Annotated in this window: 19 protein-coding genes; 5 read left to right on the forward strand and 14 right to left on the reverse strand. The window is 71.8% G+C overall.

Annotated features, from left to right (window positions below):
* Complete coding sequence (locus AC0665_RS04160; RefSeq protein WP_366052512.1) at positions 1–1,263, forward strand: styrene monooxygenase/indole monooxygenase family protein; 1,263 nt, start codon at positions 1–3, stop codon at positions 1,261–1,263.
* Here the strand turns inward: AC0665_RS04160 and AC0665_RS04165 are convergent.
* From AC0665_RS04165 to AC0665_RS04180, 4 genes are all read right to left on the reverse strand, one after another.
* On the reverse strand, positions 1,227–2,555 hold the full coding sequence (locus AC0665_RS04165) for a C40 family peptidase (protein WP_478704379.1): 1,329 nt from the start codon (positions 2,553–2,555) through the stop codon (positions 1,227–1,229). The two genes, AC0665_RS04160 and AC0665_RS04165, sit on opposite strands and share 37 nt — an antisense overlap.
* A 109-nt stretch (positions 2,556–2,664) precedes the next feature.
* Positions 2,665–2,997 carry a hypothetical protein gene (locus tag AC0665_RS04170; protein ID WP_468407535.1) on the reverse strand — a complete coding sequence of 111 codons (333 nt, stop codon included), beginning with the start codon at positions 2,995–2,997 and terminating at the stop codon, positions 2,665–2,667.
* 10 nt (positions 2,998–3,007) lie between these two features.
* A complete protein-coding gene (locus AC0665_RS04175; RefSeq protein ID WP_468638614.1) occupies positions 3,008–3,661 on the reverse strand; it encodes a TetR/AcrR family transcriptional regulator in 654 nt (217 codons plus the stop codon).
* Between the two features lie 94 nt (positions 3,662–3,755).
* Positions 3,756–4,694: an AurF N-oxygenase family protein gene (locus tag AC0665_RS04180; protein ID WP_468638612.1), complete on the reverse strand. Its 939-nt coding sequence runs from the start codon at positions 4,692–4,694 to the stop codon at positions 3,756–3,758.
* 120 nt (positions 4,695–4,814) lie between these two features.
* Here AC0665_RS04180 and AC0665_RS04185 point away from each other — a divergent pair, with 120 nt between their 5' ends.
* Positions 4,815–5,927, forward strand: a complete 1,113-nt coding sequence (locus tag AC0665_RS04185) for a ferritin-like domain-containing protein (protein WP_468407541.1) — start codon at positions 4,815–4,817, stop codon at positions 5,925–5,927.
* 7 nt (positions 5,928–5,934) lie between these two features.
* Here the strand turns inward: AC0665_RS04185 and AC0665_RS04190 are convergent, their stop codons facing one another.
* From AC0665_RS04190 to AC0665_RS04220, 7 genes are all read right to left on the reverse strand, one after another.
* Positions 5,935–6,447, reverse strand: coding sequence for a DUF3291 domain-containing protein (locus tag AC0665_RS04190; RefSeq protein WP_468638608.1), 513 nt, complete (start codon positions 6,445–6,447; stop codon positions 5,935–5,937).
* Positions 6,448–6,492: 45 nt separating this feature from the next.
* Positions 6,493–7,986 (reverse strand): penicillin-binding transpeptidase domain-containing protein, encoded by a 1,494-nt coding sequence (locus tag AC0665_RS04195; RefSeq protein WP_478609984.1) that lies wholly within the window; start codon positions 7,984–7,986, stop codon positions 6,493–6,495.
* On the reverse strand, positions 7,983–9,347 hold the full coding sequence (locus AC0665_RS04200) for an FtsW/RodA/SpoVE family cell cycle protein (protein WP_468638604.1): 1,365 nt from the start codon (positions 9,345–9,347) through the stop codon (positions 7,983–7,985). Before AC0665_RS04200 ends, AC0665_RS04195 begins: the two co-directional genes overlap by 4 nt.
* A gap of 52 nt (positions 9,348–9,399) precedes the next feature.
* Positions 9,400–9,861, reverse strand: a complete 462-nt coding sequence (locus AC0665_RS04205) for an SH3 domain-containing protein (RefSeq protein WP_478704380.1) — start codon at positions 9,859–9,861, stop codon at positions 9,400–9,402.
* Positions 9,862–10,052: 191 nt separating this feature from the next.
* A complete protein-coding gene (locus tag AC0665_RS04210; RefSeq protein ID WP_478704381.1) occupies positions 10,053–11,300 on the reverse strand; it encodes an ATP-binding protein in 1,248 nt (415 codons plus the stop codon).
* On the reverse strand, positions 11,297–12,136 hold the full coding sequence (locus tag AC0665_RS04215) for a hypothetical protein (RefSeq protein WP_478704382.1): 840 nt from the start codon (positions 12,134–12,136) through the stop codon (positions 11,297–11,299). Before AC0665_RS04215 ends, AC0665_RS04210 begins: the two co-directional genes overlap by 4 nt.
* A 160-nt stretch (positions 12,137–12,296) precedes the next feature.
* On the reverse strand, positions 12,297–12,800 hold the full coding sequence (locus AC0665_RS04220; protein WP_478609997.1) for a protein-tyrosine phosphatase family protein: 504 nt from the start codon (positions 12,798–12,800) through the stop codon (positions 12,297–12,299).
* A 120-nt stretch (positions 12,801–12,920) separates the two neighbouring features.
* On the opposite strand from AC0665_RS04220, the gene AC0665_RS04225 reads away from it, so the two are divergent.
* Entirely contained in the window at positions 12,921–13,724 is an 804-nt protein-coding gene (locus AC0665_RS04225) for a nuclease-related domain-containing protein (RefSeq protein ID WP_468407557.1), read from the forward strand.
* Between the two features lie 304 nt (positions 13,725–14,028).
* On the opposite strand, the gene ligD is transcribed toward AC0665_RS04225, so the two are convergent.
* Positions 14,029–14,910 carry a non-homologous end-joining DNA ligase gene (gene ligD, locus AC0665_RS04230; protein ID WP_468407559.1) on the reverse strand — a complete coding sequence of 294 codons (882 nt, stop codon included), beginning with the start codon at positions 14,908–14,910 and terminating at the stop codon, positions 14,029–14,031.
* Positions 14,911–14,973: 63 nt separating this feature from the next.
* On the opposite strand from ligD, the gene ku reads away from it, so the two are divergent.
* Together ku and AC0665_RS04240 are read left to right on the forward strand one after the other, a co-directional pair.
* Positions 14,974–15,993 carry a non-homologous end joining protein Ku gene (gene ku, locus AC0665_RS04235; RefSeq protein WP_478704383.1) on the forward strand — a complete coding sequence of 340 codons (1,020 nt, stop codon included), beginning with the start codon at positions 14,974–14,976 and terminating at the stop codon, positions 15,991–15,993.
* Between the two features lie 41 nt (positions 15,994–16,034).
* A complete protein-coding gene (locus tag AC0665_RS04240; protein WP_478704384.1) occupies positions 16,035–16,910 on the forward strand; it encodes an MBL fold metallo-hydrolase in 876 nt (291 codons plus the stop codon).
* A gap of 9 nt (positions 16,911–16,919) precedes the next feature.
* Here the strand turns inward: AC0665_RS04240 and AC0665_RS04245 are convergent, their stop codons facing one another.
* Entirely contained in the window at positions 16,920–17,360 is a 441-nt protein-coding gene (locus tag AC0665_RS04245; protein ID WP_468407565.1) for an Asp23/Gls24 family envelope stress response protein, read from the reverse strand.
* 146 nt (positions 17,361–17,506) lie between these two features.
* Complete coding sequence (locus AC0665_RS04250; RefSeq protein WP_478704385.1) at positions 17,507–18,346, reverse strand: GIY-YIG nuclease family protein; 840 nt, start codon at positions 18,344–18,346, stop codon at positions 17,507–17,509.
* Positions 18,347–18,431: the final 85 nt, after the last annotated feature.

Consider the following 18,431-nt stretch of genomic DNA (forward strand, 5'->3'; position numbering starts at 1 on the left):
ATGCGGAAGATACTCGTCGTCGGAGCCGGTCAGTCCGGGCTCCAGATCGCTCTCGGCCTCCAGTCACAGGGGTACGAGGTCACCCTGATGTCCAACCGGACCGCGGACGAGATCCGCACCGGCCGGGTCATGTCCACGCAGTGCATGTTCCACACCGCCCTCCAGCACGAGCGTGACCTCCAGCTGAACTTCTGGGAGTCCCAGGCCCCGAAGATCGAAGGACTCGGCGTCTCGGTCGCCGCCCCCGGTTCCTGGGCCGAGGGCCCCTCCGCCCGCGCCATCGACTGGCTGGGCAGGCTCGACGGTTACGCCCAGTCCGTGGACCAGCGCGTGAAGATGGCCGGCTGGATGGAGACGTTCGCCCAGCGCGGCGGGCAGCTCGTCATCCACGGCGCGGCCGTCGGCGACCTCGACTACTTCTCCCGCACCTACGACCTGGTGCTCGTCGCGGCCGGCAAGGGCGAGCTGGTCCAGATGTTCGGCCGCGACGCCGAGCGCTCCCCGTACAGCGAGCCGCAGCGCGCGCTGGCCGTGGCGTACGTCCACGGGCTCGGCCCGCGCCCCGAGCACCCCGGCACGGAAGCGGTCCGCTGCAATCTCGTGCCCGGCGTCGGCGAACTGTTCGTCATGCCGACCCTGACCACCTCCGGCCGCGCCGACATCCTGTTCTGGGAAGGCATACCCGGCGGCCCGCTCGACGTCTTCAACGGCGTCAAGGACCCCGCGGAGCACCTCTCCCTGACCCTGGAACTCATGGAGCGGTACGTCCCGTGGGAGTACGCGCGGGCCACCAAGGTCGAACTGACCGACGCCGGCGGCACGCTGGCCGGGCGCTACGCCCCGACCGTCCGCAACCCCATCGGGCGTCTGCCCGGCGGCGGACTCGTGCTGGGCGTGGCGGACGTGGTCGTCGCCAACGACCCGATCACCGGGCAGGGCTCCAACTCGGCGTCCAAGTGCGCCGCCGCGTACCTCGCCTCGATCGTCGAGCACGGCGACAAGCCGTTCGACGAGGAGTGGATGCGGGCCACCTTCGACCGCTACTGGAACACCGCGCAGCACGTCACCAAGTGGACCAACGCGATGCTCGCGCCGCCGCCGGAGCACATCCTGAACCTCATCGGCGCCGCCGGGGAGATCCAGCCGGTCGCCGACCGCTTCGCCAACGGCTTCAACGACCCGGCCGACTTCGAGAACTACTTCTACGACCCGGCCCGGACGCAGGCCTACCTGGCCGACGTGTCCGGCGCGGGCGCCGCGTAGCCCTCATAGCCCTCGTCGGACCCGTCCCCGGCGCCCTCGGGGAGCTCCGGCGGCTCGTAACGCCGCAGGGGCTTCCCGCCCGGGTCCGGCCGTACGGCACCCAGGACCGGGTTGGCCGCGATCGGTGACACCTTCACCCGCGCGCCGGGGCGTGGAGCCTGGACGACCATGCCGTGGCCCAGGTACACCGCCACGTGTGTGGCCTCGGGGAAGTACACGACCAGGTCCCCGGGGCGCAGCCGGTTCAGCGGGATCCGCTTCAGCCGCTTCCACTGCTCCTGGCTGGTCCGGGGCACGGCCCTCCCGGCGGCGGCCCAGGCCCGCGAGGTCAGCCCCGAGCAGTCGTACGACCGCGGGCCCTCCGCGCCCCACTCGTACGGCTTGCCCAGCTGCCGTACGGCGTAGCGGACGGCCCGGGCACCCGCCGCGGTCGGCCGGCGCACGCCCTCCCGGCCGCCGGCCTCCCGGCCGTCACGGTTCTTGCCGTCGCCGTCCTCGCCGTCCTCGCCGTCCTCGCCGTCCTCGCCGTCCTCGCCGTCGTCGGTGTCCTCGGCGTCTTCCCGGTCCTCGGTCTCTTCGGCGGCGGTCCCGTCACCGGTGTGCTCGGCCTCGGTGGTCTCGCCGAGGGCACCGGAGGCCAGCAACTTCTTCTGCGCCTTCGTGACGCCGTCGGCCTCCAGCTCGGCCAGGGCGGTGAGCTGCTCCCGGCTGAGCGAGGTGAGCATCTCCTCCACCTCCTCGAGACGTTCACGCACCTCGTCCCGGGCCTTCCTGCGCCGCTCGGTGAGGGCGAGCTGCCGGTCCAGCGCCGTGCGGGAGGTACGGGCCAGCTCGCGGGCCGTACGCTCGGCACCGGTCAAGCGGCCCACGGCACCGGCACGCTCCCGTGCGAGCCGGCCGATCACCTGCCCCTGCTCGATCGCGTGCTGCGGGTCGCGGGCCAGGAGCAGGCGCATGTAGGGGGAGATGTCGGTACTGCTCTGGTACTGCTGGCGGGCCAGCCGGCCGGCCGCGCTCCGGCTGTCGTACAGGGAGAGCCGGGCACGGACCAGGGCGCGGTCCAGGCGGTCGGTCTCGGCGCGCTGCTTCTTCAGCTTCTCCTCGGTGGCGTTGTACGCCTCGGTGGCCTTCTCCGTCTTCCGGTACAGCTCCTGAAGATCCGTCAGCAGCTCGGCGACGGAGACGTCCCCGGCCGGTTCCGGCTTCGGGGCCGCGGTGGCGGGGACGGGCGCGAGGGCCGTCGTCGCCGCCGTCGCCGCGACACAGACCAGACGCACGAGCCGTGCTGACATGCCATCACCTCCGGTGCGGGGGCGGCCGTTTCGGCCACCGGACACTCGTGAGGATCAGGCGTGTGCGCGTCGAGCGCGCGGCGGGTGTGCGCGGTTCGGCGCAACGGGGTCACCCGTCGGCGTCGTCCGGCTTGCCGGGCGGCGTGGCGTCTGGCCCGCCGGGTGGCGTGGCCTCCGGCCTGTGCGGCTTCGACCACGGCCAGTTCAGCCGGCGGGGCGGCACGCCCTCCGGGGCGTACTCGTACTTCCAGCGGTTGGTCAGGCCGACCTTGCCCGGTCCCCGGGGAACGCGCCGGTAGAACAGCACGGTGTCCGGCCCGCCGTCGGGGTCCGGGACGGGGATGCGGTACGTCTTGGGCGGGTGGCCGGTGATGCCGAGGAGGACGGGCAGGACCCTGCCGTCCATGGGGCCGCCCTCGAAGGGGGTCTCTTCGCTTCTCACGGGATCAGTGTCAGACATCCTCGGCGAGCGCCCGGACCAGGGCGTCGGTCTGCGGGTCGCGGCGGGCGGTCACCGTCAGCATCGCCACGAACTGCTCGACGAGCCAGTCGCGCAGTTCCCCCGCGGGGGGCTGCTTGTCCTCGTCGAGCCAGATGAGCGACGACGCCTCCACGGCGGTGATCCACATACGGACGGTCATGCGCAGGCCCGGACCGGGGTCGGTGGCGCCCAGGTGACTGAGGATGTGCTCGGCGGCGACGCGGCGGACCCCGTCGACGATGGCGGTGGTCCGTGAGGTCTCCACGACGCTGCCGCCCTGGAGCAGGGCACTGAAGCCGGTGTCGTGCTCGTCGACGAAGGCGAGGTAGCGGTCGAGGGCACGGGACAGGCGGGCGAGGAGGGGGCCCTCGCGGGGCTCGTCGAAGCAGTGCTGGAGCTCGTCGGCGGCGGAGCGCAGCGCGGCCTCGTAGAGCTGCTGCTTGCCGCCCGGGAAGTACCGGTACACCAGGGGCCGCGAGACCCCGGCCGCCTCCGCCACGTCGTCGAGTGACACCTCCTCGGGGGCGCGGTGGGCGAAGAGGTCCAGCGCGGAGGTGAGCAGCTGGCTGCGGCGTTCCTCGACGCTGAGTCGCCGGTAGGCGGGGGTGGGGGCGGCTGGTGTCATGCCTCGCAGCGTAATCGGGGTGCCGGGGGCCGCGTAGCGGTGGCCGGGGCGGGCGTGAGGGGGGGGCGGGTCCCGCCGGGTAGGGCCCGCCCCGTCAGGCCAGCAGTCCCGACGACTTCCACAGGCGCCGGCCCACGCCCCGCAGCACCCCGATGTCGTCGAGGAAGTCGGTCAGGCGTTTGGAGCCGTTCTGCATGACCTCCCGGCGGTGGCCGCTCGCGCGGACCTGGGCGAGGGCCTCGCGCTTGTCCAGGCCCACGTTCGTGTAGACGTCCGGGTTCACGAAGGCCACCGAGAAGACGCGGGCGAACTCGCCGGAGGTGATGCGGGTGAACTCCTGGGACCACTTGGGGGCCGTCACCATCTGGCGGCGCAGTTCCTCACGGGCGTAGCGGACGTGACGGGCCTCCTCCACCACGTGGATGCGGGTGACGCCCCGGACGAGGGTCTGGACCCGCTCGTCGGGGAACGTCAGGCGCTGCATCCAGTCGAGGACCTCCTCGCCGAGCAGCGTGGCCGTGAAGGAACCCGGGGTGGTGGAGATCGTCTTGAACAGGCGGCCGAGTTGCTGGTGGACGCGGCCGACCGGGTACCAGGGCGTGTCGCCGCGGGAGATCAGGCGGGCGAACATCTTGGAGTGGCGGCACTCGTCCTCGATCTCGGTGAGGGCGTAGCGGACGTGCGCGCTCGTCGCCGCCTTGTCGTAGATGTGGCGGACCAGGAGCTGCATCAGGATGATCTCGAACCAGATGCCGAGGGAGGCCAGCGCCGCCGCCTCGTGCTGGGAGAGCAGGATGCGCTGCTCCTCGCTCATCCGCTTCCACAGCGGCGTGTCGTAGAGCGACACCAGCTCCGGCGGCCAGAACCACTTGCCCTCCTCGAAGGGCGCGTCCCAGTCCAGCTCCTTGTCCGGGTCGAAGGAGTGCTTGGCGGAGGAGTCGAGCAGCCGCTGGGCCACCTGCTCCCGGTCCTTCAGCAGGCCGAGGGCATCGCGCAGTCCGTCGAGCGCGTCGGCTTCCGTCAGGGTCGTCATCGCTGCCACCTCGTTGTGCACACGTCACTGTTGCTCTTATGAGACTGCTTGTCAGCAAGCTCGTCAATCCCTTGCGCGCTACTTGTTGACCCGGTGTCTACCTCATGTGAGCCTGCGGGCATGCCGACCTTCGACCTGTACGCCATGGAACCGGAAGAGCCCGTCCGGCAGGTGCCGGCCAGCGGCGCGGCCCGCTTCAACTGGGAGTACGACGACGGCCGCGACCGCCTCCTCGCCCTCTACCAGAAGGGCAAGGACAAGCAGTGGGACGGTCAGAAGCGGATCGACTGGGAGCTGGAGGTCGATCCGTACGATCCGCTCGGCACCCCCGACGAGGCGATGTCCCTCTACGGGACCCGGCACTGGGCGAAGATGACGGAGAAGGACAAGGGCGACCTGCGCAGGCACTACGCCTCCTGGCAGTTCAGCCAGTTCCTGCACGGCGAGCAGGGCGCGATGATCTGCGCCGCGCGCATCGTGGAGTCGGTCCCCGACCTGGACGCGAAGTTCTACTCCGCGACCCAGACCATGGACGAGGCCCGGCACGCCGAGATCTACGGCCGGTTCCTGCACGAGAAGATCGGGATGCTCTACCCGATCAACGACAACCTCCAGGCCCTGCTCGACGACACCCTGCGCGACTCCCGCTGGGACATGCCGTACCTGGGCATGCAGGTGCTGATCGAAGGTCTCGCGCTGGCCGCCTTCGGCATGATCAGGGACACGACCGACAAGCCGCTGCCGAAGCAGATCCTCGCCTACGTCATGCAGGACGAGGCCCGGCACGTGGCCTTCGGGCGGATGGCCCTGCGCGACTACTACCGGCAGCTCACGGACGCCGAGTTGAGGGAGCGCGAGGAGTTCGTCATCGAGGGCTGCTACCTCATGCGCGACCGGCTGCGGGGCGTGGAGGTGCTGGAGAACTTCGGCATCCCCAAGGCCGAGGCGGAGGAGTACAGCGAGCAGTCCGAGTTCCTCACCCTGTTCCGCAAGCTCCTCTTCAGCCGCATCGTGCCCTGCGTCAAGGACATCGGCCTGTGGGGCGAACGCCTCCAGCGGGCCTACGTCGACATGGGCGTGCTGGAGATGGGCGACTCCAGCCTGGACCTGTTGATGTCCGAGGACGAGGAGATCGCCGAGAAGCTCGACGCCGAGCGCTTCGCGGCGGAGGAGAAGGAGCGGGTGGCGGAGGTGCGGGGGGCGATCGAGGCCGGGCGGGCGACCGGCGGCTGAGCGGCCGTCAGAGCGCGCAGCCGAGCCCCTTGGGCACCTCGCCGATCAGCGGTGTCGCTCCCTGGGGCGGGAACGACGTCCGCAGGGTGAAGGCGTACGGTGTCGGGCCGTGCGTGCGCAGGTGCAGGACGCGGGACTCGGCCTCGGCGACCGTGGGGCGATGGCCCGCCGGGACCCACCAGAGGGCCACCATGGCCTCCTGGACCCGTTCGAACCACTCGCGGCGGCGGGCGAGCATCTCCCGGTGGCGGCCCTGGTACATGTACGCGGTCAGCGCGTCGGTGTCGCGCCACACGGACATGTTGATGATCAGCCAGGAGTCGCCGAAGACGGGCACGTCCGTGGCGTCGTCGCCGGCCTCGCCCTGAAGCCGCCAGACGAAACCGTCGGCCCCGTCCGCGTCGGCGTTCACCGGGTCGAGGTTGGCGACGAAGTCCTTCAACCGCGGGGAGTCCAGCGGGGCCTTGAGGCGGCCGAGGTTGACCTGGGCGAGTTCGTACACGGCGGCGGGCTCAGTCATGGACCGAACGGTAGGTCGGGAGATCCTCGTCCCGCCACCCCCGTCTCATCCACCGGTCGGCCGCCAACCGGTCGACGGGTCGGGGGACTTCAGGACCGCCTCCATCACCGCCCGCGCGATCGGCGCCGCGTCACCGCCCCCGCTGATGTCCACGCGGTCCGCCTCCGCGTCCTCCACGACGACCGCGACCGCCACCCGCGGCGCCAGGTCCCGGTCGCCCTGCGCCCAGGAGACGAACCAGGCGTACGGAACACCGGAGTTGCCGAGACCGTGCTGGGCGGTACCGGTCTTGCCGCCGACCGTGGCCCCGCGGATCGCGGCATTGCGCCCGGTGCCGTTCTCGACCACGTCCCGCATCATCGCCCGCAACCGCACCGCGGTGGACGGGTACATGGCCTGGCGGATCGCCCGCGAGCCGGCCGTCGCGAGGGTGCTGCCGCCCGGCCGGGTCGTGCGCTCCACCAGATAGGGGTCCCGTACCTGGCCGCCGTTCGCCACGGCCGCGGCGACCATCGCCATCTGCAGCGGTGTGGCGCGGGTGTTGTACTGGCCGATCGCCGACAGGGCCAGCTGCGCCCGGTCGAGCGTGGTGTCGAAGGTGGACCGGGCCACCGGGAAGGGGATCCTCAGCTCCGCGTTGTTGAAGCCGAAGGCGTGCGCCGTGGCCGTCATGTCCGTCACGCCCACCTCCACGCCGAGCTTGGCGAACACCGTGTTGCAGGAGAAGGTGAAGGCCTCCCGCACGGAGGCGTCCGCACAGCCCTTCGAGGCGTTGGTCAGACGCGTGCGCGTCCCGGGCAGCCGGTAGGGGTCGGGGGAGTCGGTCGGCGCCTCGAGGTCGGTGACCACACCGGCGTCCAGCGCGGCGGCCGCCGTGACGACCTTGAACGTCGAACCCGGTGGATACGTCTGCCGCACGGCCCGGTTGAGCATCGGCCGGTCCTTGTCCGCGGTGAGCCGCGTCCAGGCCTCGGCCGCCGCCGCGCCGTTGCCCGACAGCGGCTGCGGGTCGTAGGACGGGGCGGACATCAGGGCGAGGATCCGGCCGGTCGACGGCTCCAGCGCCGCCACCGCGCCCTTGCGGCCCGCCAGCCCCTCGTACGCCGCCCGCTGCGCGGCCGGATCGAGCGTCGTGACGACGTCCCCGCCCGCGTTGCGGGCGCGCGTGAAGTCGTTCCACAGCCGGAACGGCGCCAGCATCGGGTCCGCGCCGGACAGCACGCCGTCCTCGGTGCTCTCCAGCAGCGTCGTCCCGTACAGCTGGGAGGCGAAGCCGGTGACCGGGGCGTACAGGGGCCCGTCGGTGTAGGTCCGTTCGTACCGCAGGTGCTCGCGGGTGTCCCGGGAGCCGGTGACGGGCCGGCCGCCGACCAGGATGTCTCCGCGGGGCAGCTCGTAGCGGGTGATGTCCGGACGCCGGTTGGCGGGATTGCGGTCGAACGCCGGGGCCTGGACGACCTGCACCCGGGCCGCGTTGACCAGCAGCGCCACCAGCAGCAGGACGCAGAAGTACCCGGCGTGCCGGATGTGCCGGGTCACCGGACGTCCTGCCCGTCGTAACCGCGCCGGGCCGAGTCGCTCACCCGGACCAGCAGTGCCACGATCGCCCAGTTGGTGACCACCGAGGACCCTCCCTGGGCGAGGAACGGCATCGCCATGCCGGTCAGCGGGATCAGCCCGGTCACGCCGCCCGCGATCACGAACACCTGGAGCGCCACCAGCGAGGCCAGGCCGACCGCGAGCAGCCGGCCGAAGGGCTCGCGCTGCGCGAGGCCCGCCCGGAAGCCGCGCTCCACCAGCAGCCCGTAGAGGAGGAAGACGGCACACAGGCCGGCCAGGCCGAGTTCCTCGCCCGCGGTGGCCAGGATGAAGTCCGACTTCACGGCGAAGCCGATGAGGAAGGAATGGCCGAGTCCGAGGCCCGTGCCGAGCATCCCGCCCTCCCCGAAGGCGAACAGCGACTGGGCCAGCTGGTTCGCGCCCTCGCCCGCCTCGATGGAGGCGAAGGGATGCAGCCAGGTCTCGATCCTGCTGTGCACGTGCGGTTCCAGCCGGCCGACGGCCACCGCGCCCAGCGCGGCCAGCAGCAGACCGACCGCGATCCAGCCGGTGCGGCCGGTGGCCACGTAGAGCAGGACCACGAACAGGCCGAAGAAGAGCAGCGATGTGCCGAGGTCACGCTCCAGGACCAGCACGCCCACGCTCACCAGCCAGACGGCGACGATCGGGCCGAGGACGCGGCCGGTGGGGAACTGGAGCTTCCAGACGCGGCGGCCGGTGTAGGCGAGGGCGTTGCGGTTCGCCGCCAGGTACGCCGCGAAGAACACCGCCAGCAGCACCTTCGCGAACTCGCCCGGCTGGATCGAGAACCCCGCGACCCGGATCCAGATACGGGCCCCGTTCACCGCCGGGAACAGGATCGGCAGCGTGAGCAGCACCAGGGCCGCGACCACACAGACGTAGGTGTAGCGCTGGAGCACCCGGTGGTCGCGCAGCATCAGCACGACCAGGATGAACAGCGCCACGCCCAGCGTCGACCACACCAGCTGGGCCGGAGCCGCCCGGTCGCCGGGGGTCTCCAGGTCGAGCCGGTAGATGAGCACCAGACCGAGCCCGTTGAGCAGTACCCCGATGGGGAGGAGCAGCGGATCGGCGTACGGGGCCCGCAGGCGTACCGCCAGGTGGGCCAGCAGCGCCAGCACGCCGAGGCCGGCGCCGTAGCCGGCCGCGCCGGGCGGGAGCGTTCCGTGCCGGGCGAGGCCCACGGCGCAGTAGCCGTACACCGACAGCAGGACGGCCAGCACGATCAGGGCGGCTTCGATGCCCCGGCGCCGGGGGAGGGGGCGGACGGCGGGCGCGGGCGGGTCCGCCGTCGCCACGATGATTCCGGCCTTGCTCATGTCCGGAACTTACCCAAATCGCGCATTTTCTGAGCCTTTGGGTGACCGTGTGTCAGCACCAGCGTGGCGCGGGGCCGATGTTGTCGATGTAGCGGGCCGCGCCCCAGGCCCAGGTGCCGTCCGTCAGGAGGTACCAGAGCGGATTGCCCTGGACCGTCTCGCCGCCGGTCTTGCAGAAGATCGTGACGGTGTCGCCCCGATGGGCGTACCGGATGATCTGCGAACCGCGGTTCGGGGCGCTGCGCAGCGCCAGGGTGTTCGCCGTGACGACGCCCCTGTACAGGCTCGGGTCGTGGTGGCCGTTGCCACCGTTGCCCCCGTTGCCGCCGCTGGGGTCCTGCCATCCGTTGCCGCCGTTGCCGCCGCCGGGGTTCTGGTGGCTGCCGTTGCTGTTGCCGTTCCCGCCGCTGGGGTCCCAGTCGTCGTGTGCGTCGGCGGCGGCCGGTGTGATGGCGGCCGCAGCGGCGAGAAGTCCGGCGGCGGTGGCTATGCAGAGGCGGAAGCGCAGGGACATGGGGGATACCTCCATGTGGGGGCGAAAGGACGGAACCTGACTAATCGCCACATTAGGAGCGCCCTGCGGGTGCCGCCCCCCACGCTGGGCCATAGGAGGGGGCCGGGACGGGACCCAGTAGGAGCGGCCGGACGAGACCCAGGAGGGGACCGGGAGGGGGACGGAGGAGACCAGGAGGGGCGCCGGGCCCCTCAGTCCGCCGCCAGCCGGAGGGTGGCCACCGCTCCGCCCTCCGGCGCGTTCGCGAACTCCAGCCGCGCGCCCAGCACCTCCGCCTGCCCCGCCGCGATGGTCAGCCCCAGCCCGTGCCCGCGCGTCCCGCCCTCGGTGCGGAAGCGCTGCGGCCCGTGCGCGACCAGGTACTCGGGGAACCCGTCCCCGTGGTCGCGCACCGTCACCACCGGCCCGTCCACGGTCAGGACGACCGGCCCCCGCCCGTGCTTGTGCGCGTTCGCCACGAGATTGCCCAGCACCCGCTCCAGTCGCCGCCGGTCCGTCTCCACCGACACGTCCCGTACGACCCGGACCTCCGTGCCGTCGCCCGCCGCCCGCACCGCCCGCTCGGCCAGCGGGCCCAGCCGCTCGGTGTCCAGCTCCACCCGCTCCCGCCCGGTGTCCAGCCGGGAGATCTCCAGCAGGTCCTCGGTGAGGGTGCGCAGCGCCGCCACCCGGTCCCGGACCAGCTCCGTGGGACGGCCCGGCGGCAGCAGTTCGGCGGCCGCGTGCAGCCCGGTCAGCGGCGTGCGCAGCTCATGCGCCACATCCGCCGTGAACCGCTGCTCGGCGAGCAGCTTGCCCTGGAGCGAGGCCGCCATCGAGTCCAGGGCGGCGGCGACCGCGGCCACCTCGTCCGGCGGGCCGGCCGTCGAGCGCGGGCCCGTGCGGGGGTCGTTCACCCGCGCGTCCAGGTCGCCCGCGCTGATCCGCCGGGCCACCAGCGCCGTGGTGTGCAGTCTCCGGGTCACCCGCGTCACGGCGAACGCCCCGACCAGCAGGGTCGCCCCGATGGCCAGGCCCGACGACCACAGGATCGCCCGGTCGAGGCCCTCGATCGTGCGGGCCTGCTGGGCGTAGTCGACCGCCACGGCCAGCGCCCGGCCCCCTTCCACGGGACCCGCCGCCCACATCGTGGGGCGCCCCTCACGCTCGGCGACCATCGTGCCGCGGTCCCCGGCCGCCGCGAGGTCCCGCAGCTCACCGGGCAGCTCCGGCGGATCCACCCCGGCGCCCCGGTGCGGCGTGTCCCCGGCCTCGTACCGCTCCGTCGCCTGCGTCAGCCGCTGCAACGCCTGGTCCCGGGCCTGGTCGACCGTCTGGTTCGTCACCTGCACGTGCACCAGGACGCCGAGCAGCGCCGCCAGCGCGCAGCACATCACCGTGATGAAGGCGGCGGCCTTGGCGGCGAGCGTCCCGGACCACTGGGGGAGCACGGGCCTCATCCGCCGCTCGCCGAGGGGGAGGGGGCGGAGGGTGAGACCGCGGAGGCTGAGACGGCGGGGGAGGCGGACCGGGAACCGTTGGGGGACGCGGACCGGGTCTCAGTGGGGGAAGCGGCGCCGGAACCGGTGGGGGAGGCCGACGGGTGCCGGGGGTGCTTGCGCGGACCGGTGCGCAGCATCTCGTCATGGGTGAGCAGCATGGCCCGCTGGTCCCGGTCCCAGGTCCACTGGAGGCGGTACTCGTACCCCGCGACCTCGGAGGGCGAGCGGATGACCAGGGAGCGCCCGGCCAGCTCGACACCGCTGAGCGCGTCCTCCCACGCCATCACCTGCACCAGCCGGTGCTTCTCCACGGTGTAGACGCGGACCGCGGTCGTCTTGCCGGGCAGCAACGGGAAACCCAGCGTCAGGTCGTCGCGCCCGTCCCCGGTCAGGTCCCGGTAGTACGGCCGGAGCACCGGGCACTTTCCGCGGCCCGGGCCCTTCGCGCAGTGGCCCATCTCGCGCTCGGTGTCACGGTAGGGCGCCTTGGGGCCCTCGTAGTCGCCCGGGTTCCGGGCGATCTCGGCCCGGACGATCTCCACCGGGTCGACCCGCCGGATGTCGTCGCCGGGAACCTTCACCCCCTTGACCACCTCGGTGTTCACCTCGCCGATCTCGAAGGCCGGGCTGGACGCCGGGGTCAGCTCCGGCCAGAGCCGGGCCGGCCCCCGCGCCGTCGGTGTGGAGCCCGCGCCCTCCAGACCGCCCGCGTCGCCGCAGCCCACGGCGGTGGCCAGCAGCAGGGCGACGACGCAGAGGCGACGGGCGGCCTTCCCGGGGCGGCTGAGGGGCACTGCACTCCTGGCGGTTCGTGGTGATCACACGGGACGGACGGACTCGCGGCCGACGCGATCATCGGACGCGTACACCTTATTCGCGGGGAAGTCCTATTTGCGCGGGAGGGCGGCCGGATGCGTCCGGCCGCATGCGCGAACCGTGCGGGAGTGAGCGGTGCTACTCGGTGAGTTCCTCCAGCAGCCGGGCCGTGGCGAGCCCGGCCCGCAGGTACGCGACGAACAGGTCGTTGTGCAGCGCCCAGGGCGAGCGACGGGCCCGGATCAGCCGGATCGCCGCCTCGGCGGAGCTGCCCTGACGCATCAGCGCGTGCGCGACGACGAGGCCGGAGCGGTTGTACCCGTGGTAACAGCGGACGAGGACCCGGCGCCCCTCGTCCATCGCCTCGCAGGCGGCCTCTGCCAGCCGGATCACCCCGGCGAGCTGCGTCCCGTCCAGCGGCCCGTCGGGAATGGGCCACACATGGTGCCGGACGCCCGGATCCGGCCCGTGCCCCGGCAGCCGCAGCAACGTCTGCACGAGGTCGAACTCGTTCCGTACGACGGCGATCTCCAGGTGCCCCAAGGACCCCGTGTACTCGTGGCCGCCCATCCAGAGGCCCGGGACGACCTCGCTCCACGGGCTCTGAGGAGCGGGCACGTCGGGTTTACTGCGGGTACGCAACGGCGCCTCCCCACCATCACCGCCCGAGGGTCCGCGGGCAGGCCCCAACTCCTCTCCAAGGTAACCGGGTTCTTGCCCCCGCAGCACCCCGCCTGTTCCCATGGACTGGGGTGATGGTGCATGAACGGACTGCGCGTCATACCGACCTGGCGGCACGGCCGGGAGTGGCTGTACGTCTGCCTCCCGGACGGCAGGAACATCGCCTGGTACGACCGTGAGGCGGCCCGGGTGAGCCTGCTCGGCGAGGACCGCGAGGACGACGTCCTGCGGGCTCTGGGCCCTTTCATCACCGGGCCGGTGACGGTGGGGCCGCCCCCGGTGCCGACCCCCGCCGAACTGGCCCGCCTCAGCCTCCACCCCGACGACGACCTGGCCCCGAACCGCCCCGGCGAGGCCCTCATCGTCGCCCTCGACCGTGACCCCGGCCCCGCGCACCGGCTGCGCCCCGACCCGCGCCGCAGGGCCCTGGCGGCCGAGCAGACGGTCGGCGACGCCCTGGACGCTCTCGACGGCGCGGGCTGGCATGCCCTGCATTCCGTGCCGCTCCCCGGCGGTGACCGCATTCACCACCTGCTGATCGGCCCCGGCGGCCTCTACGCCGTCCACACCCTGCACGCCCGCAGGCAGCGCGTCCGGATCGCCGACCCCATGATCACGCTGGGCCGCCGCGACCCCCAGCCCCTGCTGCGCCGGCTCCGCACCGACGCCGACCGCGCCTCCTACGCCCTGACGGCAGAGGTCCGCCCCGTCCTCGCCCTGGTGGACCCGGCGGCGGTGTCGATCCCGGCCGCCCCGCGGGAGGTCCAGGTCGTGACGGCCCGGGAGGTGGAGGAAGTGGCCCGCCGCGGCGGAGTCCTGAAACCGGCGGACGTGGAGGCCCTGCACGCGATGGCCCGGGACCGGAACACATGGACGCGGGTGTGAGGAGCCACCGACCCGACACCGGGCGGGCCCAGTGCGTCTCCCCACCGAGGCCCTGACCACCGCCGAGTCGGGCTGCCGGTCGGCTGTCAGGCTCCCGGGCCCGGGGCACACGCGCCCGCGACGGCACCCCGAACGGCACGCAGGAATCCGGCAACGCTGACGGCACCCCGAAACGGCAGCACAGGGCCCCGGCTACGACAGGCAGGCCCGGAACGGCCCCTCACCCCCGGCCACCGCGACAGCCCCCGCTCGACAGCCCCCGCTCGACAGCCCCTGCTCGACAGTCCCTGCTCGACAGCCCCGGCTAAGGCAGCACCCCGGCCGAGTCGGCGTCCAGCAGCGGCGCGAGCAGATCCCCGAAGTCCTGCAGCCGCGGTGCGATGTCCCCGGCGCGGAAGTCCAGCCGCCCGGGCGCGCGGCAGTCTTCGATCTCCGCCCAGGTCACCGGCGCCGAGACGGTCGGTTCCGCGCGGGCCCGGAGGGTGTAGGGGGTCGCGGTCGTCTTGCGGGCGGCGTTCTGGCTCCAGTCGACGAAGACCTTCCCGGGCCGAAGGCTCCTGGTCATCCGGTGCAGCGCGAGCCGCGGCATGGCCTTCTCGGCCTCGACGGCGAGTGCCTTGGCGTACTCGGACACCCGCTCGGAGGAGGCCCCGCGCACGGCGGCGAGCAGATGCAGCCCCTTCGAGCCGGAGGTCTTCGCACAGGTCTCGATGCCGTCGCGCGCGAGCCGCTCCCGCAGCCACAGCGCGACCTCGCAGCACTGCACGATGCCCGCCGGCGCCCCGGGGTCGAGGTCGAAGACGATCCGGTCGGCCTCGTCCGGCGTGTCCACGAGCCACTGGTGGGTGTGGAACTCGGTGACGAGGTTGGCCGCCCACATCAGGCTCGGCAGATCCTGCACCAGGACCATCCGCGAGGGCCCCTCGACCCGGGGCACCTCGGCGGTGGTGACCCACTCGGGCGTACCCGGAGGCACGTTCTTGGTGAAGAACACCTGCCCGTCCGGCCCGTCGGGATAGCGCAGGAAGGACACCGCCCGATCACGCAGATGGGGCAACAGAACCTCGGCGACGGTCGCGTAGTAGTGCAGCACCTCGCCCTTGGTGAAGCCGGTGGCGGGATACAGCACCTTCTCCAGATTGCTGAGAGCGAGCCGTCGCCCCTCCACCTCGGTGATAGGCGCCATACGATAAGAATCCCACGCAAACCGTGACGAACACTCCCGAGCGTGACCGGAAGGGTGCTGCACGTGAGATCCATCTGGAACGGCGCCATCTCGTTCGGCCTGGTCAGCATTCCGATCAAGCTGGTGAACGCCACCGAGAGCCACTCGATCTCCTTCCGCCAGATCCACACCGAGGACGGCGGCCGCATCCGGTACCGCAAATTCTGCGAACTGGAGGACCGGGAGGTCACCCAGGGAGAGATCGGCAAGGGCTACGAGGACGCGGACGGCACGATCATCCCGATCACCGAGGAGGACCTGTCCAGCCTGCCGCTCCCGACGGCCAAGACGATCGAGATCGTCGCCTTCGTCCCGGCAGACCGGATCGACCCCCTCCAGATGGACGCCGCGTACTACCTCCAGGCCAGCGGCGCCCCGGCGGCGAAGCCGTACACCCTGCTGCGGGAGGCGCTGAAGCGCAGCAACAAGGTGGCGATCGCCAAGTTCGCCCTGCGCGGCAGGGAGCGCCTGGGCATGCTCAGGGTCGTCGGCGAGGCCATCGCCATGCACGGCCTGCTGTGGCCTGACGAGGTTCGCGCCCCGGAAGGCCTGGCCCCCGAGACCAACGTCACCGTCCGTGACCAGGAACTGGACCTGGCCGACGCCCTGATGGACACCCTCGGCGAGGTCGATCTGGAGGACCTGCACGACGAGTACCGCGAGGCCGTGGAGGAGGTCATCGCCGCGAAGGCCGCCGGCGAGGCCCCGCCCCAGGCCCCGGAGGCGCCCACGGGCGGCAAGGTCCTGGACCTGATGGCGGCCCTGGAGAACAGCGTCCGCGCGGCCCGCGAGTCCCGGGGCGAGGAGGCCGAGCACGCCGAGGTGAAGCCGCTCCCGCAGCGCGAGACGGCCCGGGCGGCCCCCAAGCAGACCGGCGGCAAGAAGTCGACGTCCACCGCCAAGAAGACGGCGGCCAAGAAGACCACGGCGGCGAAGAAGTCGACGGCGAAGTCGAGCCAGGGCACGGCCAAGAAGACGGCGTCGAAGAGCACCGCGAAGAAGACGGCGGCGAAGAAGTCGGCATCACGCAAGCGCTCGGCCTGACCCCCGGGCCATCAGTCCTGAAGACAGGCTGGAGGGGCACCATGCCGTACCCCACGCACCCCACGCACCCCACACACCACGGCACCGACGACGCGCTCGACATCCACTTCATCGGCAACGCGACCGTCCTGCTGTCGTACGGCCCGCTCACCCTGCTCACCGACCCGAACTTCCTGCACCGGGGCCAGTACGCCTACCTCGGTTACGGCCTGCTGAGCCGCCGTCTGACCGAACCGGCCCTCGACGTCCACGAACTGCCCCGCCTCGACGCCGTCGTACTGTCACACCTGCACGGCGACCACTGGGACCGCCGCGCCCGCCGGCACCTGGACCACACCGTGCCGATCCTGACCACCCCGCACGCGGCCCGCCGCCTCAGGGCGGTGCACGGGTTCCACCGCACGGCGGGACTGCGCACCTGGAAGGCGCTCACCCTCCAGCGCGACGGCACGCAGGTGACCGTCACCGCACTGCCCGGCAGGCACGCCGGTCACGCGATGCTGCGCCGGATGCTGCCGCCGGTGATGGGAAGCATGCTCGAGTTCGGCCCGGCCGGAGGCCCGCCCCGCATGCGCCTCTACGTCTCGGGCGACACACTCCTGTACGACGGCCTCACCGAGATCACCGAACGCTTCCCGGCGGCCGACCTCGCCGTCCTCCACCTGGGCGGCACCCGCCTCCCCGGCGGCTTCGTAGTCACCATGGACGGCTCCCAGGGCGCCGAACTGGCCCGCCGTCTGGCCCCCCGGCTCGTGCTGCCCGTCCACTACGGGGACTACACGGTGATGAGCTCGCCCCTGTCGGAGTTTCTGGCCGAGGCCGACCGGATCGGCCTCGGCGAACGAGTCCTGCACTGCGGCCACGGCGAACACGTCCGCGTCCCGTGCCCTCCCGGGACGGCCCCGAAGGCCGGCTGACTCCCGGCCTCAGGCCACCCGCCTGCCCTCCTGCTGCTCGTCCTCGTCCTCCTCCTCGTCCGGCAGATGGACGTCGCCGACCGCGATGTTGACCTCCACGACCTCGAGCCCGGTCATGCGCTCCACCGCGTTGATGACGTTGCTCCGGACGTCCGCCGCGGTGTCGGCGATGGCGGCGCCGTACTCGACGACCAGCGCGAGATCAACGGCGGCCTGGCGCTCACCGACCTCCACCTTGACCCCCTGGGCGACCCCACCGCCCCCGCCCGGCACCCGCTGACGCAAGGCCCTGGTCATCCCGCCACCGAGATGATGCACCTCCGGAATCTCCCGGGCCGCCATACCCGCGATCTTCGCGACGACCGGGTCCGCGATGGTGGTACTCCCACGCGTCCCGGGAGCGCCCAGGCCGTCCTGCGATGTGTTCCTGTGCTGAGTGGTCTCCGTCATGACCGCCACCTCGAAGAATCGGTGAGGGATGAGCAGCATCGTTCTCCTCCACGGTAGAACAATGGTGCGTATGGGGCGAAAGTGCGGTCTGTTTCCCTCCGCCGCCTCACCCCCTGCGGGTGAGGCGGCACGCCGCGCGCTGCGGCTCACTCGGTGAGGTCGTCGGCAGTTAGCGGGGCGGAGTCCTTCTGGGGCTCCTGGTCGGTGACGCCCTCGGGGCGGTAGTAGCGGGTGGCGCTCGCGTACTCCTCGGTCTTGCCGTACATGATCACATAGCCGAGGAGGGCGGTGATTTGCCACGGGGAGGGTATGGCGGCACCGGCCAGACGAAGCGCCTGGTCTGCGGTGATCGGGCCGGCCGGGACCTCGACCATGATCTCTGCGGCTCGTGGGGGCTCCACGTAGCGGAAGAGGTACGGCAGACCGTCCTTGATGTTCTTCAGCAACTTCCGCAGGCTCGTCGCCCCGGCCCGCACTCCCTCCACGGGCGCGGAGAGGTTGATCGGGTACTGGACGTCGAAGTGGTCCTTCTTCAGAACGGTCGTGTCACGCTTGCTGCCGGGGTCCCTGCTGCCGAACCCGCTGTTGTTCCAGGGCAGACCGCCTCGCTCGTTCTTGTAGTGGTTTATGAGCAGTTGTTCGGGGCCGAGGGCGTAGAAGTCGTCGTCCACGTAGAGGCAGCTGAATGTGACCTCGGTGAGGTCGACGTTGAGGCGGCCGCCGATCTTGCGAAGGTGGTTGCGCAGCCGACCTGGCAGGCCCTTTGCCTTTTGGTCTGCCTTGCCCACGTACACAATCTGGCCGTTGATGTACAACTGGTAGACGCCTGGGCGCTCCTCCAGCTTCGTGAGATTCTCCTCGCTGAGCTGGACTGTGCCCAGATTGTTGAGGGCCTTGGCCAGCTGGTCGCCGAGCGCCCTGGTGATGCTGAGCCGGAAGTCGTCGTGGAACTGGCCGCGGCCGTCAACTCCGCTGATCCCCGCCATGTGGTGCTCTTTCCCCTGGTGCGCGCTGGTCAGGGGGCAGTTTATGATGTCCCCGCGCATTCGATCGCTCGTTCGAGTGAATGGT

This window comes from Streptomyces sp. NPDC043685, assembly GCF_056436585.1.